Source organism: Pseudomonas sp. Pseusp16, assembly GCF_047324915.1.
Taxonomy (GTDB): Bacteria; Pseudomonadota; Gammaproteobacteria; order Pseudomonadales; family Pseudomonadaceae; genus Aquipseudomonas; species Aquipseudomonas fluorescens_CD.
The window spans coordinates 5,685,369-5,711,210 of the sequence record NZ_CP168522.1 but is presented as its reverse complement, the minus strand read 5'-3'; the positions used below and the strand labels follow the sequence as shown (position 1 = coordinate 5,711,210).

Genomic DNA, 25,842 nt, shown 5'->3' with positions numbered 1-25,842 from the left:
GAGCAAGCCCGCGAAAGCGTCGGTACAGTCAACACAACCTGTTCAGGCTGCATCCAGCGGAACGCGCACACTCAGGGTCGTGCCTTCACCCGGCTCACTCTCAAGGGATAACTCACCCCCCATGATCAACACCCGCTCGCGCATTCCGACAATCCCAAAGGACGTTGGCCTGCCAGGCGCAGCGACAAATCCTACGCCATCATCGCTGACCGTCAGACACAACTCGTCGCCTTCCAGCGTCAGCGTCAGTTCAACAGTATGCGCCTGGGCATGCCGCATGACATTGGTCAACGCTTCCTGAAGGATCCGGAACAGGCCAATGGCCTTGGCGTCACTGAGCACCGGCAGATTATCCGGCACCTGCACCAGACACGGAATCTGCGTACGCGCCTCGAATCGTCGGGCCTGCCATTCAATAGCCGAGGCAATGCCGGCGTCGAGAATCGGCGGGCGCAATGCGGTCGCCACGTCGCGAACCAATTGGAAGAGTTGAGCGATCAGGCGCTTCATGCTGCCCAGGCGTTCGTTGAGGCCCGGATCGAGTTGCGCGTAAGCCAGTTCACACATGGAGGTTTCCAGCTTGAGCACCGTCAGCATCTGACCCAGTTCATCGTGAACTTCCCGGGCGATGCGCGCCTTTTCTTCTTCGCGCACGCTTTCCAGGTGCGCGGACAACTCACGCAGTTGTTCCCGGGAGCTGGCCAGTTCAAGTTCGATGCGCTTGCTCTCGCTGATGTCCCAGACGATCCCGTCCCAGACATAGGCGCCGTCTTCCAGCTGACGCGTGATGGCCTTGATTTCCGCCCAGCGCTGCTCGCCCTGACGGGTGAGGATCCGCCCTTGCCACGACCAGTCACTGTCGGTATCCAGCGCATGATCCTGGGTCTGGTGATAGCTGGCCTTGTCATCCGGATGCACCAGGCTGCGCAGGCCTTTATCGCGATGCGCCAGCGTGGCCGGCGAGTAACCCACCAGGCTTTCACTGCCTTCGCTGATGTAGGCAAAGTCGATCTGACCGGTCACCGGCGCCCGCTCCAGTCGGAAAACCAGGCCCGGAACGTTGGCGGCGATACCCTGCAGCCGCGCCTCGCTTTCCTGCAAGGCGGCCAGGGCGCGGCGCCGCTCGGTGACGTCGTTGAGGTAGACCACCAGGTATTCGCCATCGCGAAAGCGCAGAAAGCTCAACGAGACATCGGCCGGCAGAGTGCTGCCGTCGGCGCGCACACAGTTGGTTTCGAAGCTTTGCGGGCCCTCTTCACTGGCCCTGGCGCGCTTCCACAGATTGAGCCAGCGGTCCATGTGCAGACCGGGTTCGAAATCGATCAAGGGCCGATCGATGATCCCGCCGGGTGGATAGCCGAGCATGCTTTCCGCCGCGCGGTTGGCATAGCGCACGTGGCTGTCCCAGTTGACCCAGAGGATGCCGACGGTGCTTTGGTCAATGGAAAACTGGGTGAGCCGCAGCGCCTCTTCGCTGGCCGCACGCAAGGCAATGTCTTCCTGCGCGGCCATCAAGCGTTGCTCCAGGTTGTGCTGCTGGCGGCGCTGCCAGAACACGATAGCCATGCAGCTCATCGTCAGCACGACCAGTAACAGGCAGAGGTTTTGCCAGAACCCGGGGGACTCGGTGAGCCGCGGATACTTGGGTTGCAGCCATTGATTGTGCAGTTGTTCCAGATCCTTGGCCGGGATCGCCCGCAATGCACTTTCGACGATGCCCGCCAGTTCCGGCTTGTCGCGGCGCGTGGCTACCCGCAGCAGCTGCGGCAGGCCGACATCCCCGACCACCACCAACCCGGCGAACTCCGGCTCGACGGACAGGCGCCCCAATTGCGCCTCATCGACCACCGCATAAGCCGCCTGCTGGCCCGTCAGCAACTGTAATGCCTGGCGCTCCATCGGGACGCCTTGCAGGTTCAGGTGCGGATAGTTGCCGTGCAGGTAATCAGCGATGGCGCTGGGCATGCGCACAGCAACGCGGGTCTGGTTGTCGAGCTTTTCCAGCTCGACCGCGCCGGCGCTTTTCTGGTCGCTGACCACCAGTTGCGGCACCCGCATGTAGGGGTCGGAAAACTGCCAGAGGCGCAACCCGCCAGGGGTTTGGGTCAGCCCCGGGGCGATGTCGATTTCGCCCTCGCGGGCCGCGGCTTCCAATTGTTCAAGGTCGGGAAAGTTGCGCCAGCTCAGTTCGACGTTGAGGGTCTTTGCCAGCCACTTCATCAAATCGACATTCACCCCGGACAGGCGCTGCAAGCGGCGATCGTATTGCGCATAGGGCGCCTGCAACACCAGACCGACCCGCAACTCGCTCTGCTGCGTCAGCCAGTGCTGTTGTTTCGGGGTCAGCTGCGCAACATGCGCCGGGGGCGCGGGCGCCGCCCAACCCATCAAGGGAAACCACAAACAGCCGATAACCCACAGGCAGCGAAAACGCATCATTGAACTCTCACACACAGACAAATACTCACCAACCCATTAGGCTGCCGGAACAACTTCTGGCCTGGAATATCCAATGCCCCCTGTCTACCGCCTGGCACTGCCAGCATTGTGCCTGTCGCTGATCCTGCCTTGCGCTTTTTCCGTCGAGGCGGCCGACCCGGCACCTGGCGCAGCAGAAAAAACTGCCGAAGCAAAACCACTCGAACGTCAGCTGCTGCCTGAGCGTAGTCAGGAAGAAGCGACTGCACTTGAGCGAAAAGTCCCGGCTCTGGAACAGCAACAACTGCAAGCGGGCACCGACACGTTTCTGGCCTTGTGGAAACCGGCCAATACCGCCGAACCCAAAGGTGCGGTGATTATCATCCCGGGCGCCGGCGAAACCGTTGACTGGCCGCAAGCGGTCGGTCCTTTGCGGCGCAAATTGCCGGACGCCGAATGGAGCAGCCTGAGTATCACCTTGCCGGACCTGCAAAGCGATGCCATTGCGCCACGAATCGTGGAAGCAGCGCCGGCTCCCAAGGCTCCCGAAACCGGCAGTAAAGACTCGACCACCGCTGCCCCCATCGAGCAGGCGGCCGGTGGTGAGGCCGAAGTGACCGACAAGGCCGTCGCCGAAACCACCGAAGAACAATCCAGGGCAGATGCCGAGCGCATCTTCGCCCGGATCGACGCCGCGCTCGCCTTCGCCGAACAGCAAAACGCCCGCAGCATCGTGGTGTTGGGGCACGGCACCGGTGCTTATTGGGCCGCGCGCTACCTGAGCGAGAAGCAGCCGTCGCAAGTCGAAAAGCTGGTGATGGTTGCCGCCCGGACACCGGTGACAGTGAAGCCCGAGCTGACGGAACTGACCTCGACCCTGAAACTGCCGACCGCCGATATTTACTACAAAGACAAAGCGCCGGACCGCAACGCGGCACTGGAACGCCTGCAAGCCAGCAAGCGCTTGAAGTCATCGGCATTCAGCCAGGTCGCGCTCAAGGCGTTGCCGGATACCAAGGCAGAACAGGAGCAACTGTTCCGGCGGGTGCGGGGCTGGTTGAATCCGCAGCCCCCGGCGGACTGACAGACCGAGGCGCCATCACAAACAACACCTCAGCCAGAGCTAGCGAAAATCGCGCCGCTCCCGAATCAGCGTATAGGCGTTGTGCAGTTCACGCGTTCGCTCGGTGGCCTCACGAACCTGCGTCGCCGTCGCGCCACTGCCGGCAATCTTGTCCGGATGATGGCGACTGAGCAGGCGCCGGTAAGCACGCTTGATCTGTGCCGGTTCAGTGGTGGCCGACACCCCCAGAAGCCTTAACGCATCCTGATAACTTGGTACGTTGTTGGCCAATGGCCGCTTCTGCGGCTCATAGTCGTGAGCCAGTGCCTGCACCTGATGGGGCGTCCAGCCCAGCCACTTGCCCCATTGGCCGATCAATTCACGCTCACTGCTGCCGGCACGACCATCGGCCCACACCATTCGCCAGCAGGCGCGCAACACACCTTCCGCCGCATGGGGCTGGGCACTCAGGCGACGCAGATAACCGCGTAGCCGGTCGCGGCCCGACTTGCCGCGATTGAACGCGGCAATCGCACGACGCCGGGCCGGCTCGGACATGTCCAGCGCGCGCATTTCCGCCCGGGCCTGATCGATGTGCCCGGCCATCACCTGGCCGTCGCACTTGGCCAGGCGCCCCAACAGGACAAACAGCAATTCATCGTTACGCAACACCGGGCGACCGCCCAGCTTTTCCCGCAAGTGCCCCCAGCTCTGCAGGTGCAGGCGCCGGTCCAGCGCCTGCCCCAACAACGCGCCGAGCAAGGCCCCCGGAATGCTGGCTATGGCATAGCCTGCTCCGGCTCCAATCAGAGTCCCTGGCCACAGCATGTCAGCGGCTCGCTTCTATTAATGATTCAACTTCGGCCAGACGCTCGTGGGTGCCGACATCGACCCAGTGCCCTTTCAGTTGCTCGCCGGTCACTTGGCCGTCAGCCATGGCTTTACGCAACAGCGGCGCGAGCTTGAAGGCACCCGCGGCGCAACCGTCGAACAGCTGCGGATGCAACACGGCGATGCCGCTGTAGGTCAGGGTTGATGTATCCGGCTGACTATCCTGCACATGGCCATCGACCAGGGTGAAATCCCCGCTCGGGTGATGCGCCGGATTGTCCGCCAAAATCAAATGAGCTAGCCCGACGATGGGCTGGTGCAACACGCTGAAGTCGTAATCGGTCCAGATGTCGCCGTTGACCACGACAAACGCTTCATCCCCCAACAACGGCAATGCGCGAAAAATCCCGCCGCCGGTCTCCAGGGGCTCACCTTCCGCCGAGTACCGGATGCTCACGCCATAGCGCGATCCATCGCCAAGATAGTCTTCGATCTGCTGACCGAGCCAGGCATGGTTGATCACGATCTCGGTAAACCCTGCAGCCGCCAGCGCACGCAGGTGATACTCGATCAGCGGCACCCCGCCGGCACGAACCAGCGGTTTGGGGGTGGTCAGGGTCAAGGGGCGCATGCGCTCGCCTTTGCCCGCGGCCAGAATCATTGCCTTCATGCTGTCACTCCGGCACGCAGACTGGCCAACAGCACATCCAGCTCGGCCAGTTCAGGACGGCGAGCGATCACTGCATCTATATAGGCAAAGAAACGCGGCACATCGCCCAGATAGCGCGGTTTACCGTCGCGATGACAGATACGGGCAAAGATGCCGATCACTTTCAGGTGCCGCTGCACACCCATCAGGTCACTGGCACGCAGGAAGTCCTCGAACCCGGGTTGAACCGGAATACCGAGGGCGCCCGCCCGCCGCCAGTAGCTTTCGAGCCAGCCATGCACTCGTTCCTCGGGCCAGCTGAGGAAAGCGTCTTTGAACAGGCAGGTCACGTCGTAGGTCACCGGGCCATACACCGCATCCTGGAAATCCAGCACGCCGGGATTGGGCTCGCTGAGCATCAGGTTGCGCGGCATGTAGTCGCGATGCACCAGAACTTTGGGTTGTGCCAGGGCGCTGTCGATCAACAGATCGCTGACCTGCTGCCAGAGTACTTGCTGCGCCGCGTCGAACTCGATACCCAATTCGCGCTTCACGTACCACTCGGGGAACAGTTCCAGTTCACGTCGCAGCAACGCCACGTCATAGCTCGGCAGCGGCGCAACCATCGGCAACTGCTGGAAAGCCAGCAACGCTTGCAGGGCATCCTCGAACAAATCATCGGCGTTTTCGCTGTCGATGACGTCCAGATAGGTCTTGTTGCCCAGGTCATTGAGCAAAAGAAAACCGCGCTCGAGGTCTTCGGCATAAATTTTCGGCACGTTTATTCCGGATTTCGCCAGCAAAAAGGCGATATCCACGAAGGGTTTGCAATTTTCCTGGGGCGGCGGCGCGTCCATCACGATGAAACTTCTGCCATCGCCTTCCCAGCGGAAATACCGCCGGAAACTCGCGTCGCTACTGGCCGCAGTCAACGTGGCCGGGGGGACTGTGCCCCAACCCTGCTCGGCAAAAAGGGTTGTCAATTGCTCATCGAGCCAAACTTTCAGGTGTTGCAAGCGTACATCTTGATCAGGCATTGCAAGGGTCTCCGACGGCGCTAGCCGTCAAGCGGGTCATGCTTTATTATCCAGCATCTTTTTCAGACCATCGAGAGGCGTGCGGCCCACACCGCGGGCAGATGGCACGCAGGAAGCCCGGACTAATAAGATGGCATTGAAATCCCCCGCGTTTCGTAAAAAATTTCCGTTGTTGGTTACCGGCAGTTTGCTGGCGCTGCAACCCCTTGCCACTTCCTACGTGGTCGCTGCGGAACAGTTTGACTGCTCAGTCTCTGCTTCGGGTTCCTGGGACTGCGCGCCAAAGACGCCGGCGGCTGCATTGCCACCGCGTCCCGTCCATGAGGGCAGCGCAGTCTCCGCTACCGGCGAAACCCCGGCCGAGAACGGTTCCAGCGAAGACACCGGCGCCAAGCCAGTGCTGGTCACCGAATCCAAAGGCCGTGGCCTGAAGTCGCGTAGCGCAGACTACAGTCACCTCGACTGGGTTCCCCGCGAGCAGCTCACCGCCGCACAATTGGCCGAAACCGGTCCTTATTGCTCTGGTTCCTATGTCGAACCGATTCGTCCTGGCATGAATGACAAGACGAATAAAAGTGACGCTCCAACCTTTATCGGCGCAAAAGCCTCCCGCTATAAGCAGGATGAGCAGGTTGCGACCCTGGCCGGCGACGTTGTCATGCGTCAGGGCAGCATGCAGGTCGAAGCCGACGAAGCCAACCTGTACCAGGCCGAGAGCCGTGGCGACCTGAACGGCAACGTGCGCATTCGCGACAACGGCGCCCTGATCGTCGGCGACCACGCCGATGTGCAGCTCGACACCGGTGAAGCCAAGGTCGACAACGCCGAATACGTGATGCACAAATCGCGCATCCGCGGTAATGCGTTGTACGCCAAGCGTGCCGAGAACGCGATCATCCGCCTCAAGGATGGTACGTACACCACGTGCGAACCGAACAGCAACGCCTGGCAGCTCAAGGGCAACAACATCACCCTTAACCCGGCCACCGGTTTCGGTACGGCGACCAACGTGACGCTGCGGGTCAAGGACATTCCGGTCCTGTACACGCCGTACATCTATTTCCCGATCGACGACCGTCGTCAGTCCGGCTTCCTGCCGCCGAGCATCGGCACCGGCAGCGATACCGGCTTCATGCTGGTTACCCCGTACTACTTCAACCTGGCGCCGAACTACGATGCCACGTTGTACCCGCGCTACATGGAAAAGCACGGCTTGTTGATGGAAGGCGAATTCCGCTACCTGACCAAGTCCAGCGAAGGCCAGTTCGGTGCGTCGTACCTCAACGACGAAAGCGACGAGCGCGACAAGCAGTCCGACGCCGAAAAAACCCGCTACATGTACAACTGGCAGCACAAGGGTGGCCTCGACTCACGTGTCTACACACAAGTCGACTACACCAAAATCAGCGATCCGTATTACTTCCAGGATCTGCAAACTGACCAGATCGGCGTGAAAAGTGCTGACTTCGTGAACCAGCAGGGTTCCGTCAGCTATCGTGGCGACAGCTATGTGGCTCGCGTGAATGCTCAGGCTTATCAGCTGGCGACCGTGTCGAACATTACGCCGTATGACCGCTTACCGCAGATCACCTTTGATGGTGCACTGCCGTATCATCCGAACGGTCTGAGTTTTTCGTACAACACCGAAATCGTGCGGTTTGACCGGGATCTGCAGAACGGCAATTACTCCGATGAAGACGGTGTTGTAACCCCACGCCTGGACACCAACGTTGTAGGTCTGGCACGCGCCACGGGTGACCGCCTGAATCTCGCGCCCGCCATCAGCTTGCCGATGAACACGACGTACGGTTTCCTGACACCGAAGCTCAAGTACCAGTACACCCAGTACCAACTGGACCTGGACAGCACTGGCAAAGGTCAGATTGCCAATCAGACCGCAGAACAGGACAAGCTCCTGGGAACGTTCGACAGCAACCAGAACCGCGGCGTACCAATCGCCAGCATCGACAGCGGCCTGTACTTCGATCGCAATACCCAGTATTTCGGCAAGAACTACCGCCAGACCCTCGAGCCGCGCCTGTTCTACCTGTACGTGCCTGAAGTCGACCAGGAAGATATCCCGGTATTCGACACCAGCGAATCCACCTTCAACTACACGTCGCTGTTCCGTGACAACCGCTTCTCCGGCTCCGACCGTGTCGGCGACGAGAACAAACTGTCCCTGGGTGTGACCAGTCGGTGGATCGAAGACAACGGTTTCGAACGTCAACGTGTCAGCGTCGGTCAGGCCATGTACTTCAAGGACCGCGAAGTTCAGTTGCCGGGTATCGATGCCAAGACCCGCAAGGATACGCAAGCCAACGTTTCGCCGTACGCACTGGAATACGAATACCGCTGGAACCGAGATTGGCGCACCACGGCCGACTATAACTGGGACCCGGACAGCCGCAGCCCTCGTTCGGGCAGCGCGATGTTTCACTACCAACCTGAAGACAACCCGAACAAGGTCATCAACGCCGGCTATCGCTATCGAAATGACCAGGTCCGTTATGACCAGAACACTGGTAAGTGGACCGTGGGTGGGGGCGATTACGGCGTCCCCGGCCAGCCTGGTTTTGTGAAGGATTACTACAAGATCAAACAGCACGACTTCTCGGTGATCTGGCCGATCGTGCCGCAATGGAACGCCATCAGCCGCTGGCAGTATGACTACAACCGCAGCCGTACCCTGGAAGCCTTCGGTGGCTTTGAGTACGACAACTGCTGCTGGAAACTGCGCCTGATCAACCGTTACTTTGTTTCCTATGACGAGTTCAGTCAGGAAGCACCGCAAAACGAAAAAGGCGACCATGGCGTCTTCCTCCAAATTGTTCTGAAGGGACTCGGCGGCCTGACTGGCGCCAAGGTAGAGAGCTTCCTCGACAAAGGCATTCAAGGTTATCGTGAACGTGAAGACCAAGCTTTCTGATTGTCTGCGCCCGCTGATGCTGGGCGCGCTGTTCCTGAGTACGGCGGCCAGTGCCGCCGTACAGTCCATCGATAAAGTGGTGGCCATCGTCGACAACGACGTGGTCATGCAGAGCCAACTGGACCATCGCGTTCGTGAAGTTCAGCAAACCATTGCCAAGCGTGGTTCCGCCGTGCCGCCGGCCAGCGTGCTGGAGCAGCAGGTACTTGAGCGCCTGATTGTCGAAAACCTGCAACTGCAGATCGGCGAGCGCTCCGGTATCCGCATTACCGATGAAGAGTTGAACCAGGCGGTCGGCACCATTGCCCAGCGCAACAACATGTCGGTCGAGCAATTCCGCGCCGCCCTGACTCGCGACGGCCTGTCTTATGACGACGCACGTGAGCAGATTCGCCGCGAAATGGTCATCAGCCGTGTACGTCAGCGTCGGGTTGCCGAGCGCATTCAGGTCTCTGAGCAGGAAGTGAAGAACTTCCTGGCCTCCGACCTGGGCAAAATGCAGCTGTCCGAAGAGTTCCATCTGGCCAACATCCTGATTCCTACACCGGAAAGCGCCAACTCCGACGCGATTCAGAATGCAGCCAAACAGGCCGATGCGATTTACCAGCAGCTCAAGCAAGGCGCTGACTTCGGTCAGTTGGCAATCGCCAAGTCCGCCAGCGAAACCGCTCTGGAAGGTGGCGACATGGGCTGGCGTAAGGCCGCTCAACTGCCACCGCCGTTCGATCGCCTGTTGAGCACCATGCCAGTGGGTGACGTCACCCAGCCAATGCGCACGCCGGGCGGCTTCATTATCCTGAAGATCCTCGGCAAGCGTGGCGGCGAGACCCAGATGCGCGATGAAGTGCATGTGCGCCACATCCTGGTCAAACCAAGCCCGATCCGCGACGAAGCGAAAACCAAGGCCCTGGCCCAGTCGCTCTACAGCCGTATCGAGGCTGGCGAAGACTTCGGCGAACTGGCGAAAAGCTACTCGGAAGACCCGGGCTCCGCCCTCAACGGCGGCGACCTGAACTGGATCGACCCGAACGCGCTGGTGCCCGAGTTCCGCGAAGTGATGGCCAAGACCCCGCAAGGTCAGCTGTCCAAGCCGTTCCAGACTCAATACGGCTGGCACGTCCTGGAAGTTCTTGGTCGTCGCGCCACCGACAGCACCACACAGGCCCGCGAGCAGCAAGCAATGACCGTTCTGCGTAACCGCAAATACGACGAAGAGCTGCAAACCTGGCTGCGTCAGATCCGTGACGAAGCGTACGTGGAAATCAAACTCCCTGGCGCCGACCAGGCAGCGCAGTGAAACCGCAACGTTTCGCGCTGACACCCGGTGAACCAGCCGGCATAGGTCCCGACCTGTGCCTGCTGCTCGCCTCGCAAGCACAGCCCCACCCCCTGATTGCCATTACCAGCCGCGACCTGCTCATTGAGCGGGCCGCGCAACTGGGCGTGGCTGTCGACTTGCTGCCGGTCACGCCGGACAACTGGCCGGATGCACCCGCGCCAGCCAACAGCCTGTATGTCTGGGATACACCGCTCAATGCCAAGGTCGTCGCCGGGCAACTGGACAAGGCCAACGCTGCCTTCGTTCTGGAAACCCTGACCCGGGCCGGTCAAGGCTGCCTGAACGGGGACTTTGCCGGCATGATCACCGCACCGGTGCACAAAGGCGTGATCAACGAATCCGGTATCGCCTTCTCCGGGCACACGGAATTCCTCGCCGACCTGACTCACACGGCGCAAGTGGTGATGATGCTGGCCACACGCGGCTTGCGGGTGGCCCTGGTGACCACTCACCTGCCCCTTCGCGAGATTGCCGATGCAATCACGCCGGAGCGCCTGGAACGCGTCACGCGAATCCTGCACGCCGACCTGCAAAACAAATTCGGCATCGCCCGGCCACGCATCCTGGTCTGCGGGCTCAACCCCCACGCCGGCGAAGGCGGACACCTGGGCCATGAAGAAATCGATATCATCGAACCCACATTAGAGCGCTTGCGCGGCGAGGGCATGGACCTTCGAGGCCCCCTGCCCGCCGACACTCTGTTTACCCCCAAATATCTGGAGCACTGCGACGCGGTGCTGGCGATGTACCACGACCAGGGCCTGCCGGTGCTGAAATACAAAGGCTTCGGCGCGGCAGTCAACGTGACCCTCGGCCTGCCGATCATCCGCACTTCGGTCGACCACGGCACAGCCCTGGATCTGGCCGGCAGCGGCAAGATCGACACCGGCAGCCTGCAAGTCGCCCTGGAAACCGCCTACCAGATGGCCGAGACCCGTTTATGACCGAGCACTACCAACACAAGGCGCGCAAACGCTTTGGCCAGAACTTCTTGCACGATGCCGGCGTTATCGACCGCATCCTGCGTTCCATTCATGCCAAGGCAGAAGACCGCCTGCTGGAAATCGGCCCGGGCCAGGGTGCACTGACCCAAGGCCTGCTCAGCAGCGGCGCGCAACTCGACGTGGTGGAACTGGACAAGGACCTGATCCCGATCCTCAACCAGCAGTTTGCCGGCAAGAGCAACTTCAACCTGCATCAGGGCGATGCACTGAAGTTCGACTTCAACAGCCTGAATGCCGCGCCAGGCAGCCTGCGGGTGGTCGGCAACCTGCCGTACAACATCTCCACGCCGCTGATTTTTCACCTCTTGCACAACTCGCACCTGATCCGTGACATGCATTTCATGCTGCAAAAGGAAGTGGTCGAGCGCCTGGCTGCCGGCCCGGGTGGTGGTGACTGGGGCCGCCTGTCGATCATGGTTCAGTACCACTGCCGGGTCGAGCACCTGTTCAACGTCGGCCCGGGCGCGTTCAACCCGCCGCCGAAAGTCGACTCGGCCATCGTGCGCCTGGTGCCTCACGCGGTACTGCCGCACCCGGCCAAGGATCACCGCCTGCTGGAGCGCGTCGTTCGCGAAGCGTTCAACCAGCGCCGCAAAACCCTGCGCAACACCCTCAAGCTGCTGCTGAGCAATGCCGAAATCGAAGCCGCCGGCGTCGATGGCAGCCTGCGCCCCGAGCAACTCGACCTGGCCGCCTTCGTGCGCCTGGCCGATAAGCTCAGTGAACAAGCAACACTAAAGCCCGCCGCTGACTGACAGGCGATGAACGCTATCGGGTAGGACGCCACTCTGGTCTACTACCCGATACTTGGCCTAGACTGAACTCCATCAGCTACGCCCCGCGTCCCGCTTCGTTTTTAAGGCCCCTTGCATGTCCGATCCTCGTTATCAGGTCGACGTCAGCGTCGTCACCCGCTATCTGGCAGACCAATCGCAACCCGAGCACGACCGCTTTGCCTTTGCCTACACCATCACCGTGCAAAACAATGGCGAAAAACCCGTCAAACTGCTTTCACGGCACTGGGTCATCACCGATGGTGACGGGCATGTCGAAGAAGTGCGCGGCGCAGGCGTGGTAGGCCAGCAGCCGTTGATCGACCCCGGCAAGAGCCACACCTACAGCAGCGGCACGATCATGACCACCAAGGTCGGCACCATGCAAGGCACCTATCAGATGCTTTCCGACGACGGCAAACATTTCGATGCCATCATCGCGCCCTTCCGCCTGGCGGTGCCCGGAGCCCTGCACTGATGGCAACGTACGCGGTCGGTGACTTGCAAGGCTGCCTTCAAGCCCTGCAATGCCTGCTCAAACAAGTTGCGTTCGACCCACAACGGGATCGCCTGTGGCTGGTGGGCGACCTGGTCAACCGCGGCCCGCAATCTCTGGAAACCCTGCGCTTCCTCTTTAGCATCCGCGAATCGCTGGTGTGCGTGCTCGGCAACCACGACCTGCACCTGCTGGCGGCCGGACGCAACATCGAACGCCTGAAGAAGGCCGATACCCTGCGCGAGATCATCGAAGCGCCAGATAGTGCCGAGCTGCTCGAATGGCTGCGCCAGCAAAAGCTCATGCACTACGACGAACAGCGCAACGTCGCACTGGTCCATGCCGGCATTCCACCCCAGTGGTCGCTGCGCAAAGCCTTGAAATGTGCTGCCGAAGTCGAGACTGCCTTGCGCGACGACAACCTGTTGCCGCCCTACCTCGATGGCATGTATGGCAACGATCCGGCGAAATGGGACAACGACCTCAAAGGCGTCACGCGCCTGCGGGTGATCACCAACTATTTCACCCGCATGCGTTTTTGCACTGCCGAAGGCAAACTCGACCTCAAGAGCAAGGAAGGCCTCGGTACTGCACCACCTGGCTACAAGCCCTGGTTCCAGCACAAGGAACGCAAGACCAGGGATGTGAAAATCCTCTTTGGTCACTGGGCGGCACTGGAAGGCAAGTGCGACGAGCCGGGTATCTCGGCCCTCGACACCGGTTGCGTCTGGGGCGGCGCCCTGACCCTGATGAACGTCGACAACTTTGAGCGCCTGTCCTGCAAATGCGACGAACACGGTCATGCCGTGCCGCCAGTCGCCTCATCCATTCCACAATCATCGCCAGCCAGCGCCCCGCGCTAGACTGCCCATTCTGCCGAGCCACAGGAGCCCGCCATGAGCGAATTCAAACGTATCCCCCCCGAACAGGCTCAGGCCCTGCGCGAACAAGGCGCAGTAGTGGTCGACGTCCGCGACCCGGCCACTTTTGCCGCCCTGCACATCGCAGGCTCGAAGCATCTGGACAATCATTCCCTGCACGCTTTCATCCAGGGCGCCGACCTCGATGCACCGACCGTAGTGGTCTGCTACCACGGCAATTCCAGCCAGGGCGCGGCCGCCTACCTGATCAGCCAAGGCTTCTCCGACGTCTACAGCATGGACGGCGGATTCGAGTTGTGGCGTACGACCTTTCCTGCGGAAACGGCGCAAGGCACCTCCGAATAATTTTTTTGTAACGTTGCAGGCCCCGGCTCCCGCGGGCTAGCGCGGTGGCAGACGAACGGTCTGCCACAACTAATTACGTATCTTGCCTTTACCTCCCGAATTCCCAACTATCCTTAAGCCCAGGCCATCCAAAACAGGGGAGAGCCGGTACACCGGCGCACGGGTCATCGGGAGTAGCTTTCGGAGTAGTCAGCTCCGGGAGAGTTCTGGGGGGTAAACAGCAATCGCCTGTTCGGTTGCTGCCAGCATCGACTGAGTGATCCGGCGTCGGCTCCACGTATCGAGCGAGGTGACGTCATGAGTATCTTTAGCCACTTCCAACAACGCTTCGAGTCCACACGCCAGGAAGAACTCTCTCTGCAAGAGTATCTTGAGCTGTGCAAAAAGGACCGCAGCGCCTACGTTTCCGCCGCCGAGCGTCTACTGCTGGCCATCGGTGAACCGGAACTGCTCGACACCTCGACCAACTCGAGACTGTCACGCATCTTCTCCAACAAGGTGATACGCCGTTATCCGGCCTTTGAAGACTTCCACGGGATGGAAGAATGCATCGACCAGATCGTGTCGTATTTCCGCCATGCCGCTCAGGGCCTGGAAGAGAAGAAACAGATCCTGTACCTGCTCGGCCCTGTCGGTGGCGGTAAATCCTCCCTGGCCGAAAAGCTCAAGCAACTGATGGAAAAAGTGCCCTTTTATGCGATCAAGGGCTCGCCGGTTTTCGAGTCCCCCCTGGGTCTGTTCAACTCCACTGAAGATGGAGCGATCCTCGAGGAAGACTTTGGCATTCCACGGCGCTACCTCAACACCATCATGTCGCCATGGGCGACCAAGCGCCTGGCCGAGTTCGGTGGCGACATCAGTCAGTTCCGCGTGGTGAAACTCTACCCGTCGATCCTCAACCAGATCGCCGTGGCCAAGACCGAACCTGGCGATGAAAACAACCAGGACATCTCGGCACTGGTGGGCAAGGTCGATATCCGCAAACTGGAAGAATTCCCGCAAAACGACGCCGACGCCTACAGCTATTCGGGCGCACTGTGCCGGTCCAACCAGGGCCTGATGGAATTCGTCGAAATGTTCAAGGCGCCGATCAAGGTGCTGCACCCATTGCTGACCGCCACTCAGGAAGGCAACTACAACAGTACCGAAGGTCTGGGAGCGATTCCGTTTACCGGGATCCTGCTGGCCCACTCGAACGAATCGGAATGGCACACCTTCCGTAACAACAAGAACAACGAAGCCTTCATCGACCGGATCTACATCGTCAAAGTGCCGTACTGCCTGCGGGTCAGCGACGAAGTGAAGATCTACGACAAGCTCTTGTTCAACAGCTCGCTGGCCAAGGCCCATTGCGCGCCCGACACCCTGAAGATGCTGGCCCAGTTCACCGTGCTCTCGCGCCTCAAGGAGCCGGAAAACTCCAACATCTACTCGAAGATGCGCGTGTACGACGGCGAGAACCTCAAGGACACCGATCCGAAGGCCAAGTCGATCCAGGAATACCGCGACAATGCGGGTGTCGACGAAGGCATGAACGGCCTATCGACCCGTTTCGCGTTCAAGATCCTGTCGAAGGTGTTCAACTTCGATCCACACGAAATCGCCGCCAACCCGGTGCATCTGCTCTACGTACTGGAACAACAGATCGAACAGGAACAGTTCCAGGCGGAAACCCGCGAACGCTACCTGCGCTTCCTCAAGGAGTACCTGGCACCGCGCTATATCGAATTCATCGGCAAGGAGATCCAGACTGCCTACCTCGAGTCCTACAGCGAGTACGGCCAGAATATCTTCGATCGTTATGTGCTGTACGCCGACTTCTGGATCCAGGACCAGGAATACCGCGACCCGGAAACCGGAGAAATCCTCAACCGCGTAGCCTTGAACGAAGAACTGGAGAAAATCGAAAAACCGGCTGGCATCAGCAATCCGAAGGACTTCCGCAACGAAATCGTCAACTTCGTCCTGCGTGCCCGGGCCAACAACAATGGCAAGAATCCGACCTGGCTCAGCTACGAAAAACTGCGGGTGGTCATCGAGAAGAAAATGTTCTCCAACACCGAAGACCTGCTACCGGTCATCAGTTTCAACGCCAAGGCCAGCAAGGAGGACCAGCAAAAACACAACGACTTCGTCACACGGATGGTCGAGCGGGGCTACACCGACAAACAGGTACGACTGCTGTCCGAGTGGTACCTGCGGGTCAGAAAATCACAATAACCCGCTGCCGGTCAGACCGGTTGTCGTCAGCCAGAGACCTGTGTGCGCTTTTTCTGATACACAGGCCTCTGGAAGGTGTTCGAAAGTCGGTAGCGAGTTCAGGCAGCATCCAAGGCGCTTGGGGGAGCGTTCAAATATCCCTCGGCTTCTCGGTTCGATGCTGTATCACCGCTCGCCCCTTTCAGGACAGCTTCTAAGGAGCAGTCATGAGCTATGTGATCGACCGACGTCTCAATGGCAAGAACAAGAGCACGGTGAACCGCCAGCGGTTTCTGCGGCGCTACCGTGATCACATTAAAAAGGCTGTCGAAGAGGCGGTCAGCCGGCGCTCCATTACCGATATGGAACACGGCGAACAAATCAGCATTCCCGGCCGCGACATCGACGAACCGGTGCTTCACCACGGTCGCGGCGGCAAGCAGACGATCGTGCACCCGGGCAACAAGGAGTTCACCAGCGGCGAGCATATCGCCCGTCCACCGGGAGGCGGTGGTGGTCGAGGCCCTGGCAAGGCGGGCAATTCCGGTGAAGGGATGGACGAGTTCGTCTTCCAGATCACCCAGGAAGAGTTCCTCGAGTTCATGTTCGAGGATCTCGAACTGCCAAACCTGGTCAAGCGCAACCTGACCGGCACCGATACCTTCAAGACCGTACGTGCCGGGATCAGTAACGAGGGCAACCCGTCGCGGATCAACATCATCCGCACCCTGCGTTCAGCCCACGCCCGGCGTATCGCCCTGTCCGGCAGCAGCCGGGCAAAACTGCGCGAAGCCAAGGAAGAACTCCTGCGACTCAAGCAGGAAGAACCGGACAACTTCGGCGATATTCAGGAAATAGAAGCCGAAATCGAAAAACTCAGCGCACGCATTCACCGCGTACCGTTTCTCGACACATTCGACCTCAAGTACAACTTGCTCATCAAGCAACCGAACCCCAGCTCCAAGGCCGTGATGTTCTGCCTGATGGACGTGTCCGGCTCGATGACCCAGGCGACCAAGGACATCGCCAAACGCTTCTTTATCCTGCTGTACCTGTTCCTCAAGCGTAACTACGAAAAGATCGACGTCGTGTTCATCCGCCATCACACCAGCGCCCGCGAAGTGGATGAAGAGGAGTTTTTCTACTCCCGGGAAACCGGTGGCACCATCGTCTCCAGCGCCTTGAAACTGATGCAGGAGATCATGGCCGAGCGTTATCCGAGCAACGAGTGGAACATCTACGCCGCCCAGGCCTCCGACGGCGACAACTGGAACGACGACTCTCCGATCTGCCGCGACATTCTGATCAACCAGATCATGCCATTCGTGCAGTACTACACTTACGTTGAGATCACCCCTCGCGAACACCAGGCCCTGTGGTTCGAATACGAGCGCATAGCCGAAGCCTTTTCCGACACGTTTGCCCAGCAACAACTGGTCTCGGCCGGCGATATCTATCCGGTCTTCCGTGAACTCTTCCAGCGCAGGTTAGTGACATGACCGCCAAAGAGCAGAAGCGCCAACCCATTTCCACCGGCTCCGAATGGACGTTCGAGCTGATTCAGGCGTATGACCGCGAAATCAGTCGTATTGCGGCCGGCTACGCCCTCGATACGTACCCTAACCAGATCGAAGTAATCACCGCCGAGCAGATGATGGACGCCTATGCCTCCGTCGGTATGCCGCTGGGTTATCACCACTGGTCCTACGGCAAACATTTCCTCAGTACTGAAAAATCCTACACTCGCGGCCAGATGGGTCTGGCGTACGAGATCGTGATCAACTCCGACCCGTGCATCGCCTACCTGATGGAGGAAAACACCATCTGCATGCAGGCGCTGGTGGTGGCCCATGCCTGCTACGGCCACAACAGCTTTTTCAAAGGCAATTACCTGTTCCGCACCTGGACCGACGCCAGCTCGATTATCGACTACCTGGTGTTTGCCAAGCAGTACATCATGCAATGCGAAGAACGCCACGGTATCGACGCAGTCGAGGACTTGCTCGACTCCTGCCATGCGCTGATGAACTATGGTGTCGACCGCTACAAACGCCCGTATCCGATCTCCGCGGAAGAAGAGCGCCGCCGGCAAAAGGACCGGGAAGAGCATTTGCAGAAACAGATCAACGATCTGTGGCGAACCATTCCCAAGGGCGCGGACAAGTTCAGCGACAAGGACAGCGCACGCTTTCCCGCCGAACCTCAGGAAAACATCCTGTACTTCATCGAAAAACATGCGCCGCTGCTGGAGCCATGGCAGCGGGAAATCGTGCGCATCGTGCGCAAGATCGCCCAGTATTTTTATCCACAGCGTCAAACCCAGGTGATGAACGAGGGCTGGGCCACGTTCTGGCATTACACCCTGATGAACGACCTGTACGACGAGGGCCTGGTCACCGACGGTTTCATGATGGAGTTCCTGACGTCCCACACCAGCGTAGTGTTCCAGCCGGGCTTCGATAGCCCCTACTACAGTGGTATCAATCCGTACGCACTGGGTTTTGCCATGTACCGCGACATCCGGCGCATGTGCGAACACCCTACGGAAGAGGATCGCCGCTGGTTCCCGGAAATTGCCGGCTCCGACTGGCTGTCGACCATCAAGTTCGCCATGAGCAGCTTCAAGGATGAGAGCTTCATCCTGCAGTACCTGTCACCCAAGGTGATCCGTGACCTGAAGCTGTTCAGCATTCTCGATGACGACCAGAAGGACGACCTGCTGGTACCCGCCATTCACGACGAAGGCGGCTACCGCATCATCCGGGAAACCCTCGCAGCGCAGTACAACCTGGGCAATCGAGAACCCAACGTGCAGATCTACAGCATTGACCGGCGCGGTGACCGCTCTCTGACCCTGCGTCACCAGCAACACGACCGCAAACCGCTGGGAGACTCCACCGAGGAAGTGCTCAAGCATCTGCACCGCCTGTGGGGCTTCGACATTCACCTGGAGACCCTGCAAGGAGACCAGGTGATGAAAACCCATCATGTTCCACCCAGAAGCGAGCACAGCGAAGGCGATTACGGCCGCCTGGACCTGGCTGTCATTCATCTTTGATACTGTTCCGGCCTCCGAAAGCCCGACGCAACGGTTATCCTGTCGAGCTAACGGAGGTTTTTTATGCGGATCTATAAAGTCGGCGGCGCGGTACGCGATCGCTTGCTGGGCAAACCGGTCACCGACATCGACTGGGTCGTGGTCGGCGCCACCACCGAAGAAATGCTCGCCAAGGGTTTCCGCCCGGTAGGTGCGGATTTCCCGGTATTTCTTCATCCCAAAAGCGGTGAGGAATACGCCCTCGCCCGCACCGAGCGCAAAAGCGGACGAGGCTACGGCGGGTTCACTTTTCACGCCAGCCCTGAAGTCACCCTCGAAGAAGACCTGATCCGTCGCGACCTGACCATTAACGCCATGGCCGAAGACGATCAGCAGAACCTGACCGACCCCTACCACGGCCAGCGCGATCTCGAAGCACGCCTGCTTCGCCATGTTTCCCCGGCATTTGCCGAAGATCCGCTCCGGGTCCTGCGTGTTGCCCGCTTTGCGGCGCGCTATGCGGCGCTGGGCTTTACCGTCGCCCCGGAAACCCTGGAACTGATGCGCCAACTCAGCGCGTCAGGCGAGCTTGAGGCGCTGACCCCGGAGCGCAGCTGGAAGGAAATTTCCCGCGCCCTGATGGAAGATCAGCCACAGGTGTTTGTTGAGGTTTTGCGCGCATGCGACGCCCTCAAGGTACTGATGCCAGAGGTCGACGCGCTGTTTGGCGTACCGCAACCACCAGCCCACCACCCGGAAATCGATACAGGCGCACATACCCTGAGCGTTTTGCAGCAGGCCGCAATACACAAACAGCCACTGACCGTGCGCTGGGCCTGCCTGCTGCACGACCTGGGCAAGGGCCTGACGCTGGAGGAGGAGTGGCCGCAACACATTGCCCACGAGTTCAAGGGCCTGAAGCTGATCAAAGCGGTCAATGAACGTTTCAAGGTGCCCAGAGACTGCCAGGAACTGGCCCTGCTGGTGGGCGAGTATCACACCCACGGGCATCGCGCCCTTGAACTGAAGCCATCGACATTGCTGGAATTGCTGCAAAGCTTCGACGTTTACCGTCGGCCACAGCGGTTCGAGGAGTTCATCGCGGCATGCGAGATGGATGCGCGTGGGCGCAAAGGGCTGGAAGAAAGAAGTTATCCACAGGCGGATTATTTGCGCGGCGCGGCAACCGCTGCCCGCAGCGTGGCGGTTCAGCCGTTGCTGGAGAAAGGCTTCAAGGGACCGGAACTGGGGGAGGCGATCAAGCGCGAGCGACTGAAAGCGCTGAAGGCCTACAAGGAAGCGGCGTCAGCTTGAAAAATCGCGATCAGGCTCGCTCATACAGGGATTGCATCGCACCTGTAGGAGCGAGCCTGCTCGCGAAGGCGTCAGTCAAATCACAACAAATTCAAAGGTGTCAGTTGCTCACCGCGCCATTCGAAAGCCACTGGCGCCAGCACCTGATCGATCTGCGATTCAGCCCACAACGTGGCGAAACTTTTGCCTACGCCCGGGTGCACACGATCCGGCGCTATCAATGACAGCGGCCACAGAACAAAAGCATTTTTCAGAATTTCTGCCCGCGGCAAGATCAAGCCATCGAAGTTGCCCGCCAGATCACCGAACAACAATACGTCGATATCCAGCGGCAAACCTCGGCGATCCGGTGCATATCGGCCGTTATCGGCCTCAATGAACTTCAACCGGCGATCCAGTTCCATGAGCGGCAGATCGGTATACGCCGACACCACGAAATTGAAGAACGGCCCGCTCTTGATACCCACCGGCTGACTTTCGAACACCGCCGAACAGCGGATATCGACAAGAAAGCCCGCCAATGCATCGAGCCCCGCCCGCAAATGGGTTTCACGCTCGATATTGCTACCGAGCCCGAGGTATACCTGAGTCAGCGACATCCGCGCTCGATCTCCACGCCCACACCGCCAGTGGCAGCCGGGATGGCGCCGGGCTTGGTCAGCTTCAGGCGCATCCAGGTGATCTTGAATTCGCTCATCAGCACTTCAACCAGACGCTCGGCAAAGGTCTCGACCAGCTGGAACTGCGCCTGCTCGGCAAATGCCTGGATGCGCGAGGAAACACTGGCGTAGTCGAGCGCCAAGGTCAGGTCATCACCGGCTGCGGCCGGGCGATTATCCCAGGCGAAGCTCAGATCAAGACGCAAGCACTGTCGGATGCCTCGTTCCCAGTCGTAGGCACCGATCACCGTGTCGACTTCCAGGCCCTCGATAAACACTCTGTCCAAGCACTTCTCTCCGCTACACGACAAGGGCGCAATGCGCCGTTAGAATCAGGGCTTCCTCGCCCGGAATAGTTAGCATGTTTTGGTTATTGGCGATCCTCGCCTACCTGCTCGGCTCTCTGTCCTTCGCCATTTTGCTCAGCCGCCTGACCGGTAACCCCGATCCGCGAATGAGTGGCTCGGGCAATGCCGGCGCGACCAACATGTTGCGCCTGGCCGGCAAGAAACTCGCCATCCTGACCCTGCTCGGCGACCTTTGCAAAGGCCTGCTGCCGGTACTGATTGCGCGTCTTGCGGGCCTTTCGCAGCAGGAGCAAGCCTGGATCGGCGTCTATGCCGTCATCGGCCATCTGTTTCCGTTGTACTTCCGCTTTCGCGGCGGCAAGGGTGTCGCAACCGCTGCCGGCATGTTACTGGGACTGTACCCGCCCGCAGCCCTTCTGGCGGTCTGCGCCTGGCTCTTGACGTTCTACCTGACCCGCACCAGCTCCCTGGCCGCCCTGATCGCCACGCCGCTGACCCTGCCTTTGCTGGCCTGGCAAGAACCGGCAGCCCTACTGCCCATGAGCACGCTCACCGGGCTGATCGTCTGGCGTCATCGCGGCAATCTACGCGACCTGTTTGCCGGGCGCGAACGGCATTTTTAGCTGCCGGACATGAGCGCCGCTCATCACAACGCCGACAATTGCTCCATCGGCCAACGCGCCTGGACGCTGATCGCCAGGCTCTCCTGCTGTCCGGCCTGCAGGCGCTGGCAGCCGGCAAAGGCGATCATTGCGCCATTATCGGTGCAGAACTGCGGACGGGCATAGAACACATCGCCCTTCATGTCGCCGAGCATTTTCTCCAGAGAAGTGCGCAACGCCTTGTTGGCACTGACGCCCCCCGCGATTACCAGGCGCTTCATGCCGGCGGCCTTCAGGGCACGCTTGCACTTGATGGTCAAAGTCTCCACCACGGCCTGCTGGAACGCCAGCGCGATGTCGCAACGGGCTTGTTCGCCGTCGTCCCCGGCGCTGACGCACTGCTGCCAGGTATTTAACGCAAAGGTTTTCAGGCCACTGAAGCTGAAATCAACGCCCGGGCGGTCGCACATCGGACGCGGGAAAACGAAACGTCCTGCAACGCCCTGCTCCGCAAGGCGAGCGATCTCCGGTCCGCCCGGATAATTGAGGCCCATCATCTTGGCCGTCTTGTCGAAAGCTTCACCGGCAGCGTCATCCAGGGTCTCGCCCAAGAGTGTGTACTGACCGATTCCGTCGACCTGAACCAGTTGCGTATGGCCACCTGAGACCAACAAAGCGACGAACGGAAATTCCGGCGGTTGCGACTCCAGCATCGGTGCCAGCAAGTGGCCTTCCATGTGATGCACGCCAAGGGCCGGAATGCCCCAGGCAAAGGCCAGCGCCTGGGCACAGGAAGCCCCTACCAGCAACGCGCCAACCAGGCCAGGACCAGCGGTGTAGGCGATCGCATCGATCTCGGTCGGCACGCAGTCGGCCTCGGCCAACACCTGACGAATCAAGGGCAGCATGCGTTTGACGTGATCGCGCGAAGCCAGCTCCGGCACCACACCGCCATAGGCGCGGTGCAGGTCGATCTGACTGAACAGCGCATCGGCCAGCAGGCCGCGTTCACTGTCGTAAAGTGCGACACCGGTTTCGTCGCAGGAGGTTTCTAATCCCAGTACTAGCATGGGTTTGCGCCTTGTTTAGGCTGAATTCGAAGGCGCGCATAATAGTCGTCGCGTGATGCCCCGACCAGCGGTTTTCGATCAGAGGCTTTGCATTCCGAGCGATGAGGGGTTAACATCCGCAACCCTTAAAAACCGACGTCTTCAAGTGCTCTTTTGCCGCGAGGATGTTGACCCCGGTAATGAATGAAGGTAGCTCTGGATGCCAGCCGTCAAAGTAAAAGAGAACGAACCCTTCGACGTAGCTCTGCGTCGTTTCAAGCGCTCCTGCGAAAAAGCCGGTGTACTGGCTGAAGTTCGTAGCCGCGAATTTTACGAGAAGCCAACTTCTGAGCGTAAGCGCAAAGCAGCAGCCGCTGTCAAGCGTCACGCCAAGAAAGTTCAGCGCGAACAGCGCCGCGCCGTTCGTCTGTACTAATACACAGACGATCGTAGCAAGCTTCTGCCAAGCCCGGCCCTCAGCCGGGCTTATGGCATTTGCGTAAAACGCTTGATGCTTCACTGTCAAAGCCGCAGACGCGACCGAGACAAATCTGCTTCACCGCGTCAGACCTGGCTCTTTTGCCAGCGGTGCACGTCTTTTCTGACGAGCCTTTCAAGGCTACTGACGAGCACACCCACTGATTCCTCTTACGACGATCAGCCCAAGGCACCTGCTTGCGTGCCAGATGATGAGCTATCCGGGGCCTATGATTGGCCACAGCGGATTCAGCGCAACACATTCAAACAGTCGAATACTGATTGGCATTAACGTCAGTGGATTTTCGGCAGATACACTTCCCGACAGCGATTACGCAGACGACACTGGTCGAGCCGCACACTTTGCGCGCCTCAAACAATGACCGCGTTCGGTCGCCGTACGTTTCGGGTTCCTTTCAGCGCAGATGACGAGAACGCCATGGCCGGGCTAATTCCCCAGAGCTTCATTGACGACCTTCTGAACCGCACCGACATCGTCGACGTGGTCAGCTCGCGCCTGCAACTGAAAAAAGCCGGCAAGAACCACACCGCCTGCTGCCCGTTCCACAAAGAAAAGACTCCGTCGTTCAGCGTCAGCCCCGACAAGCAGTTCTATTACTGCTTCGGCTGCGGCGCTGGCGGCAATGCCCTCGGCTTCATCATGGACCACGACAACCTGGATTTCGTCCAGGCCGTCGAAGAACTGGCCAAAGCCGCCGGCATGGAAATCCCCCGCGAAGAAAGCGGCCGGCCGCACAAACCGCGACAGCCGACCGATTCGCCGCTGTATCCGCTACTCAGCGCCGCTGCCGACTTTTATCGCCAGGCCCTGAAAAGCCATCCATCGCGCAAGGCCGCCGTGGATTACCTGAAAGGTCGCGGGCTGACCGGCGAAATCGCCCGGGACTTCGGTCTCGGCTTTGCTCCGCCCGGCTGGGATAACCTGTTCAAGCACTTGAGCAGCGATACCCTGCAACAAAAAGCCATGATCGATGCCGGCCTGCTGATCGAAAACGCCGAAAGCGGTAAACGTTACGACCGCTTCCGTGACCGCGTAATGTTCCCGATCCGCGACAGTCGCGGGCGCGTCATCGCCTTTGGCGGCAGGGTATTGGGCGACGACAAGCCGAAATACCTGAACTCCCCGGAAACCACGGTTTTCCATAAAGGCCAGGAACTCTACGGCCTGTACGAAGCGCGCAAGACCAACCGCAACCTCGACGAAATCATCGTCGTCGAGGGCTACATGGACGTCATTGCCCTGGCCCAGCAAGGCTTGCGCAACGCCGTCGCGACCCTGGGCACCGCCACCAGCGAGGAACACCTCAAGCGGCTGTTTCGCGTCGTACCCAACGTGCTGTTCTGCTTCGATGGCGACCAGGCCGGTCGCAATGCTGCATGGCGGGCGCTGGAGGCGACACTTTCGAGCTTGCAGGACGGTCGTCGCGCACGCTTTCTGTTCCTGCCCGAGGGCGAAGACCCGGACACCCTGGTCCGCTCCGAAGGCACCGATGCCTTCCGCGCACGCATCAACCAGCACGCGCAGCCTTTGGCCGATTACTTCTTCCAGCAACTGACAGAAGAAGCCGACCCGCGCTCGCTTGAGGGCAAGGCCCACATGGCTACCCTCGCAGCGCCGTTGATCGACAAGGTCCCGGGCGCCAACCTGCGCACCTTGATGCGTCAGCGCTTGAGTGAAATCACCGGCCTGAGCGGCGAAGCGGTGAGCCAGCTGGCACAAAGCGCCCCGCAAGAAGCACCGCCGGCCTACGATCCGGGCATCGATTACGACGCAATGCCCGATTACAGCGACTATCATCAGCCGCAGGCACAGGAAATGTATGTGCCGCAGCAGGAATGGACGCCGAAGAAACCCGGTGCAGGAGGCAAGAAATGGGACAAGAAACCGTGGGACAAGAATGGCAAACGGGGCGGTGATCGCGACCAACCCCGCGCGCCACGAGTGCCCGCCGCCGTAGAACCGCCGACCCTCGCCGCCTTGCGCACGCTACTGCACCACCCGCAACTGGCCGAAAAAGTCGAGGATGCCGGGCACTTCGCCGCCGAGGACCACACCAACACACAATTGCTGGTGGCGCTACTCGAAGCCGTGCAGAAGAATCCCAAGCTAAACTCAATTCAGCTGATTGCGCGCTGGCACGGCACAGAACAAGGCCGTCTGCTCAAAGCCCTGGCGGAAAAGGAGTGGCTGATTGATGGAGACAACCTTGAACAACAGTTTTTCGACACCATTACTAGCTTGTCAGCCCGCCAACGCGAGCGAAACCTGGAACAACTTCTTAGAAAAGCGCGTCAAAGCGAATTGACCAGCGAAGAGAAAAATCAACTGCGCGACCTCTTGAGTCGCAATGTTTCCGCATCAAACCCGACCTCAACTGGCGCGTGAGGTCATAGCTCAGGTATAATCCTCG

22 protein-coding genes are annotated in these 25,842 nt (G+C 59.8%); 15 read left to right on the top strand and 7 right to left on the bottom strand.

Features of this window, described 5'->3' with window-relative positions; translation table 11 throughout:
* Window positions 1-42: 42 nt before the first annotated feature.
* On the bottom strand, window positions 43-2,439 hold the full coding sequence (locus tag ACEN8Q_RS25840; protein ID WP_413424184.1) for a PAS domain S-box protein: 2,397 nt from the start codon (window positions 2,437-2,439) through the stop codon (window positions 43-45).
* A gap of 73 nt (window positions 2,440-2,512) precedes the next feature.
* Here ACEN8Q_RS25840 and ACEN8Q_RS25835 point away from each other — a divergent pair, with 73 nt between their 5' ends.
* On the top strand, window positions 2,513-3,502 hold the full coding sequence (locus tag ACEN8Q_RS25835) for an alpha/beta hydrolase family protein (RefSeq protein ID WP_413703929.1): 990 nt from the start codon (window positions 2,513-2,515) through the stop codon (window positions 3,500-3,502).
* Window positions 3,503-3,541: 39 nt separating this feature from the next.
* Here the strand turns inward: ACEN8Q_RS25835 and ACEN8Q_RS25830 are convergent, their stop codons facing one another.
* The 3 genes from ACEN8Q_RS25830 to ACEN8Q_RS25820 are packed head-to-tail and all read right to left on the bottom strand — an operon-like array spanning window position 3,542 to window position 5,998.
* Window positions 3,542-4,309 (bottom strand): TerB family tellurite resistance protein, encoded by a 768-nt coding sequence (locus ACEN8Q_RS25830; protein ID WP_413703928.1) that lies wholly within the window; start codon window positions 4,307-4,309, stop codon window positions 3,542-3,544.
* A 1-nt stretch (window position 4,310) separates the two neighbouring features.
* Window positions 4,311-4,982: an N-acetylmuramate alpha-1-phosphate uridylyltransferase MurU gene (gene murU, locus ACEN8Q_RS25825; protein ID WP_413424178.1), complete on the bottom strand. Its 672-nt coding sequence runs from the start codon at window positions 4,980-4,982 to the stop codon at window positions 4,311-4,313.
* A complete protein-coding gene (locus ACEN8Q_RS25820) occupies window positions 4,979-5,998 on the bottom strand; it encodes an aminoglycoside phosphotransferase family protein (protein ID WP_413424176.1) in 1,020 nt (339 codons plus the stop codon). The genes murU and ACEN8Q_RS25820 overlap by 4 nt, the downstream gene beginning before the upstream one ends.
* 130 nt (window positions 5,999-6,128) lie before the next feature.
* On the opposite strand from ACEN8Q_RS25820, the gene ACEN8Q_RS25815 reads away from it, so the two are divergent.
* The 11 genes from ACEN8Q_RS25815 (at window position 6,129) to ACEN8Q_RS25765 (ending at window position 20,315) form a co-directional block, all read left to right on the top strand.
* Entirely contained in the window at window positions 6,129-8,927 is a 2,799-nt protein-coding gene (locus tag ACEN8Q_RS25815) for an LPS-assembly protein LptD (protein WP_413424174.1), read from the top strand.
* Window positions 8,908-10,224 (top strand): peptidylprolyl isomerase SurA, encoded by a 1,317-nt coding sequence (gene surA / locus ACEN8Q_RS25810; RefSeq protein ID WP_413703927.1) that lies wholly within the window; start codon window positions 8,908-8,910, stop codon window positions 10,222-10,224. Before ACEN8Q_RS25815 ends, surA begins: the two co-directional genes overlap by 20 nt.
* Complete coding sequence (pdxA, locus tag ACEN8Q_RS25805; RefSeq protein WP_413703926.1) at window positions 10,221-11,210, top strand: 4-hydroxythreonine-4-phosphate dehydrogenase PdxA; 990 nt, start codon at window positions 10,221-10,223, stop codon at window positions 11,208-11,210. The genes surA and pdxA overlap by 4 nt, the downstream gene beginning before the upstream one ends.
* A complete protein-coding gene (rsmA, locus tag ACEN8Q_RS25800) occupies window positions 11,207-12,025 on the top strand; it encodes a 16S rRNA (adenine(1518)-N(6)/adenine(1519)-N(6))-dimethyltransferase RsmA (protein WP_413424168.1) in 819 nt (272 codons plus the stop codon). The genes pdxA and rsmA overlap by 4 nt, the downstream gene beginning before the upstream one ends.
* 115 nt (window positions 12,026-12,140) lie before the next feature.
* Window positions 12,141-12,521, top strand: a complete 381-nt coding sequence (gene apaG / locus ACEN8Q_RS25795; RefSeq protein WP_413703925.1) for a Co2+/Mg2+ efflux protein ApaG — start codon at window positions 12,141-12,143, stop codon at window positions 12,519-12,521.
* Window positions 12,521-13,402: a symmetrical bis(5'-nucleosyl)-tetraphosphatase gene (locus ACEN8Q_RS25790; protein WP_413424164.1), complete on the top strand. Its 882-nt coding sequence runs from the start codon at window positions 12,521-12,523 to the stop codon at window positions 13,400-13,402. Before apaG ends, ACEN8Q_RS25790 begins: the two co-directional genes overlap by 1 nt.
* 33 nt (window positions 13,403-13,435) lie before the next feature.
* Window positions 13,436-13,765: a thiosulfate sulfurtransferase GlpE gene (gene glpE, locus ACEN8Q_RS25785; RefSeq protein WP_413424162.1), complete on the top strand. Its 330-nt coding sequence runs from the start codon at window positions 13,436-13,438 to the stop codon at window positions 13,763-13,765.
* Between the two features lie 297 nt (window positions 13,766-14,062).
* Window positions 14,063-15,985: a PrkA family serine protein kinase gene (locus ACEN8Q_RS25780; protein WP_008051612.1), complete on the top strand. Its 1,923-nt coding sequence runs from the start codon at window positions 14,063-14,065 to the stop codon at window positions 15,983-15,985.
* Window positions 15,986-16,191: 206 nt separating this feature from the next.
* Window positions 16,192-17,463, top strand: coding sequence for a YeaH/YhbH family protein (locus ACEN8Q_RS25775; RefSeq protein ID WP_413424160.1), 1,272 nt, complete (start codon window positions 16,192-16,194; stop codon window positions 17,461-17,463).
* Window positions 17,460-19,022, top strand: coding sequence for a SpoVR family protein (locus tag ACEN8Q_RS25770; protein WP_413424158.1), 1,563 nt, complete (start codon window positions 17,460-17,462; stop codon window positions 19,020-19,022). Before ACEN8Q_RS25775 ends, ACEN8Q_RS25770 begins: the two co-directional genes overlap by 4 nt.
* A 63-nt stretch (window positions 19,023-19,085) precedes the next feature.
* Window positions 19,086-20,315 (top strand): multifunctional CCA addition/repair protein, encoded by a 1,230-nt coding sequence (locus ACEN8Q_RS25765; RefSeq protein WP_413424156.1) that lies wholly within the window; start codon window positions 19,086-19,088, stop codon window positions 20,313-20,315.
* 80 nt (window positions 20,316-20,395) lie between these two features.
* Here ACEN8Q_RS25765 and folK read toward each other — a convergent pair whose 3' ends face one another.
* Both folK and folB read right to left on the bottom strand, forming a co-directional pair.
* A complete protein-coding gene (gene folK, locus ACEN8Q_RS25760; protein WP_413424154.1) occupies window positions 20,396-20,914 on the bottom strand; it encodes a 2-amino-4-hydroxy-6-hydroxymethyldihydropteridine diphosphokinase in 519 nt (172 codons plus the stop codon).
* Window positions 20,905-21,261, bottom strand: a complete 357-nt coding sequence (gene folB, locus ACEN8Q_RS25755) for a dihydroneopterin aldolase (protein ID WP_008017405.1) — start codon at window positions 21,259-21,261, stop codon at window positions 20,905-20,907. Before folB ends, folK begins: the two co-directional genes overlap by 10 nt.
* Window positions 21,262-21,335: 74 nt before the next feature.
* On the opposite strand from folB, the gene plsY reads away from it, so the two are divergent.
* Window positions 21,336-21,905, top strand: coding sequence for a glycerol-3-phosphate 1-O-acyltransferase PlsY (plsY, locus tag ACEN8Q_RS25750; protein ID WP_007993197.1), 570 nt, complete (start codon window positions 21,336-21,338; stop codon window positions 21,903-21,905).
* A 23-nt stretch (window positions 21,906-21,928) separates the two neighbouring features.
* On the opposite strand, the gene tsaD is transcribed toward plsY, so the two are convergent.
* Window positions 21,929-22,954 (bottom strand): tRNA (adenosine(37)-N6)-threonylcarbamoyltransferase complex transferase subunit TsaD, encoded by a 1,026-nt coding sequence (gene tsaD, locus ACEN8Q_RS25745; RefSeq protein ID WP_008017404.1) that lies wholly within the window; start codon window positions 22,952-22,954, stop codon window positions 21,929-21,931.
* A gap of 199 nt (window positions 22,955-23,153) precedes the next feature.
* Here tsaD and rpsU point away from each other — a divergent pair, with 199 nt between their 5' ends.
* Together rpsU and dnaG are read left to right on the top strand one after the other, a co-directional pair.
* Window positions 23,154-23,369 (top strand): 30S ribosomal protein S21, encoded by a 216-nt coding sequence (gene rpsU, locus ACEN8Q_RS25740; RefSeq protein ID WP_002551877.1) that lies wholly within the window; start codon window positions 23,154-23,156, stop codon window positions 23,367-23,369.
* Window positions 23,370-23,849: 480 nt separating this feature from the next.
* Entirely contained in the window at window positions 23,850-25,817 is a 1,968-nt protein-coding gene (gene dnaG, locus ACEN8Q_RS25735; RefSeq protein ID WP_413424151.1) for a DNA primase, read from the top strand.
* Window positions 25,818-25,842 lie beyond the last annotated feature (25 nt).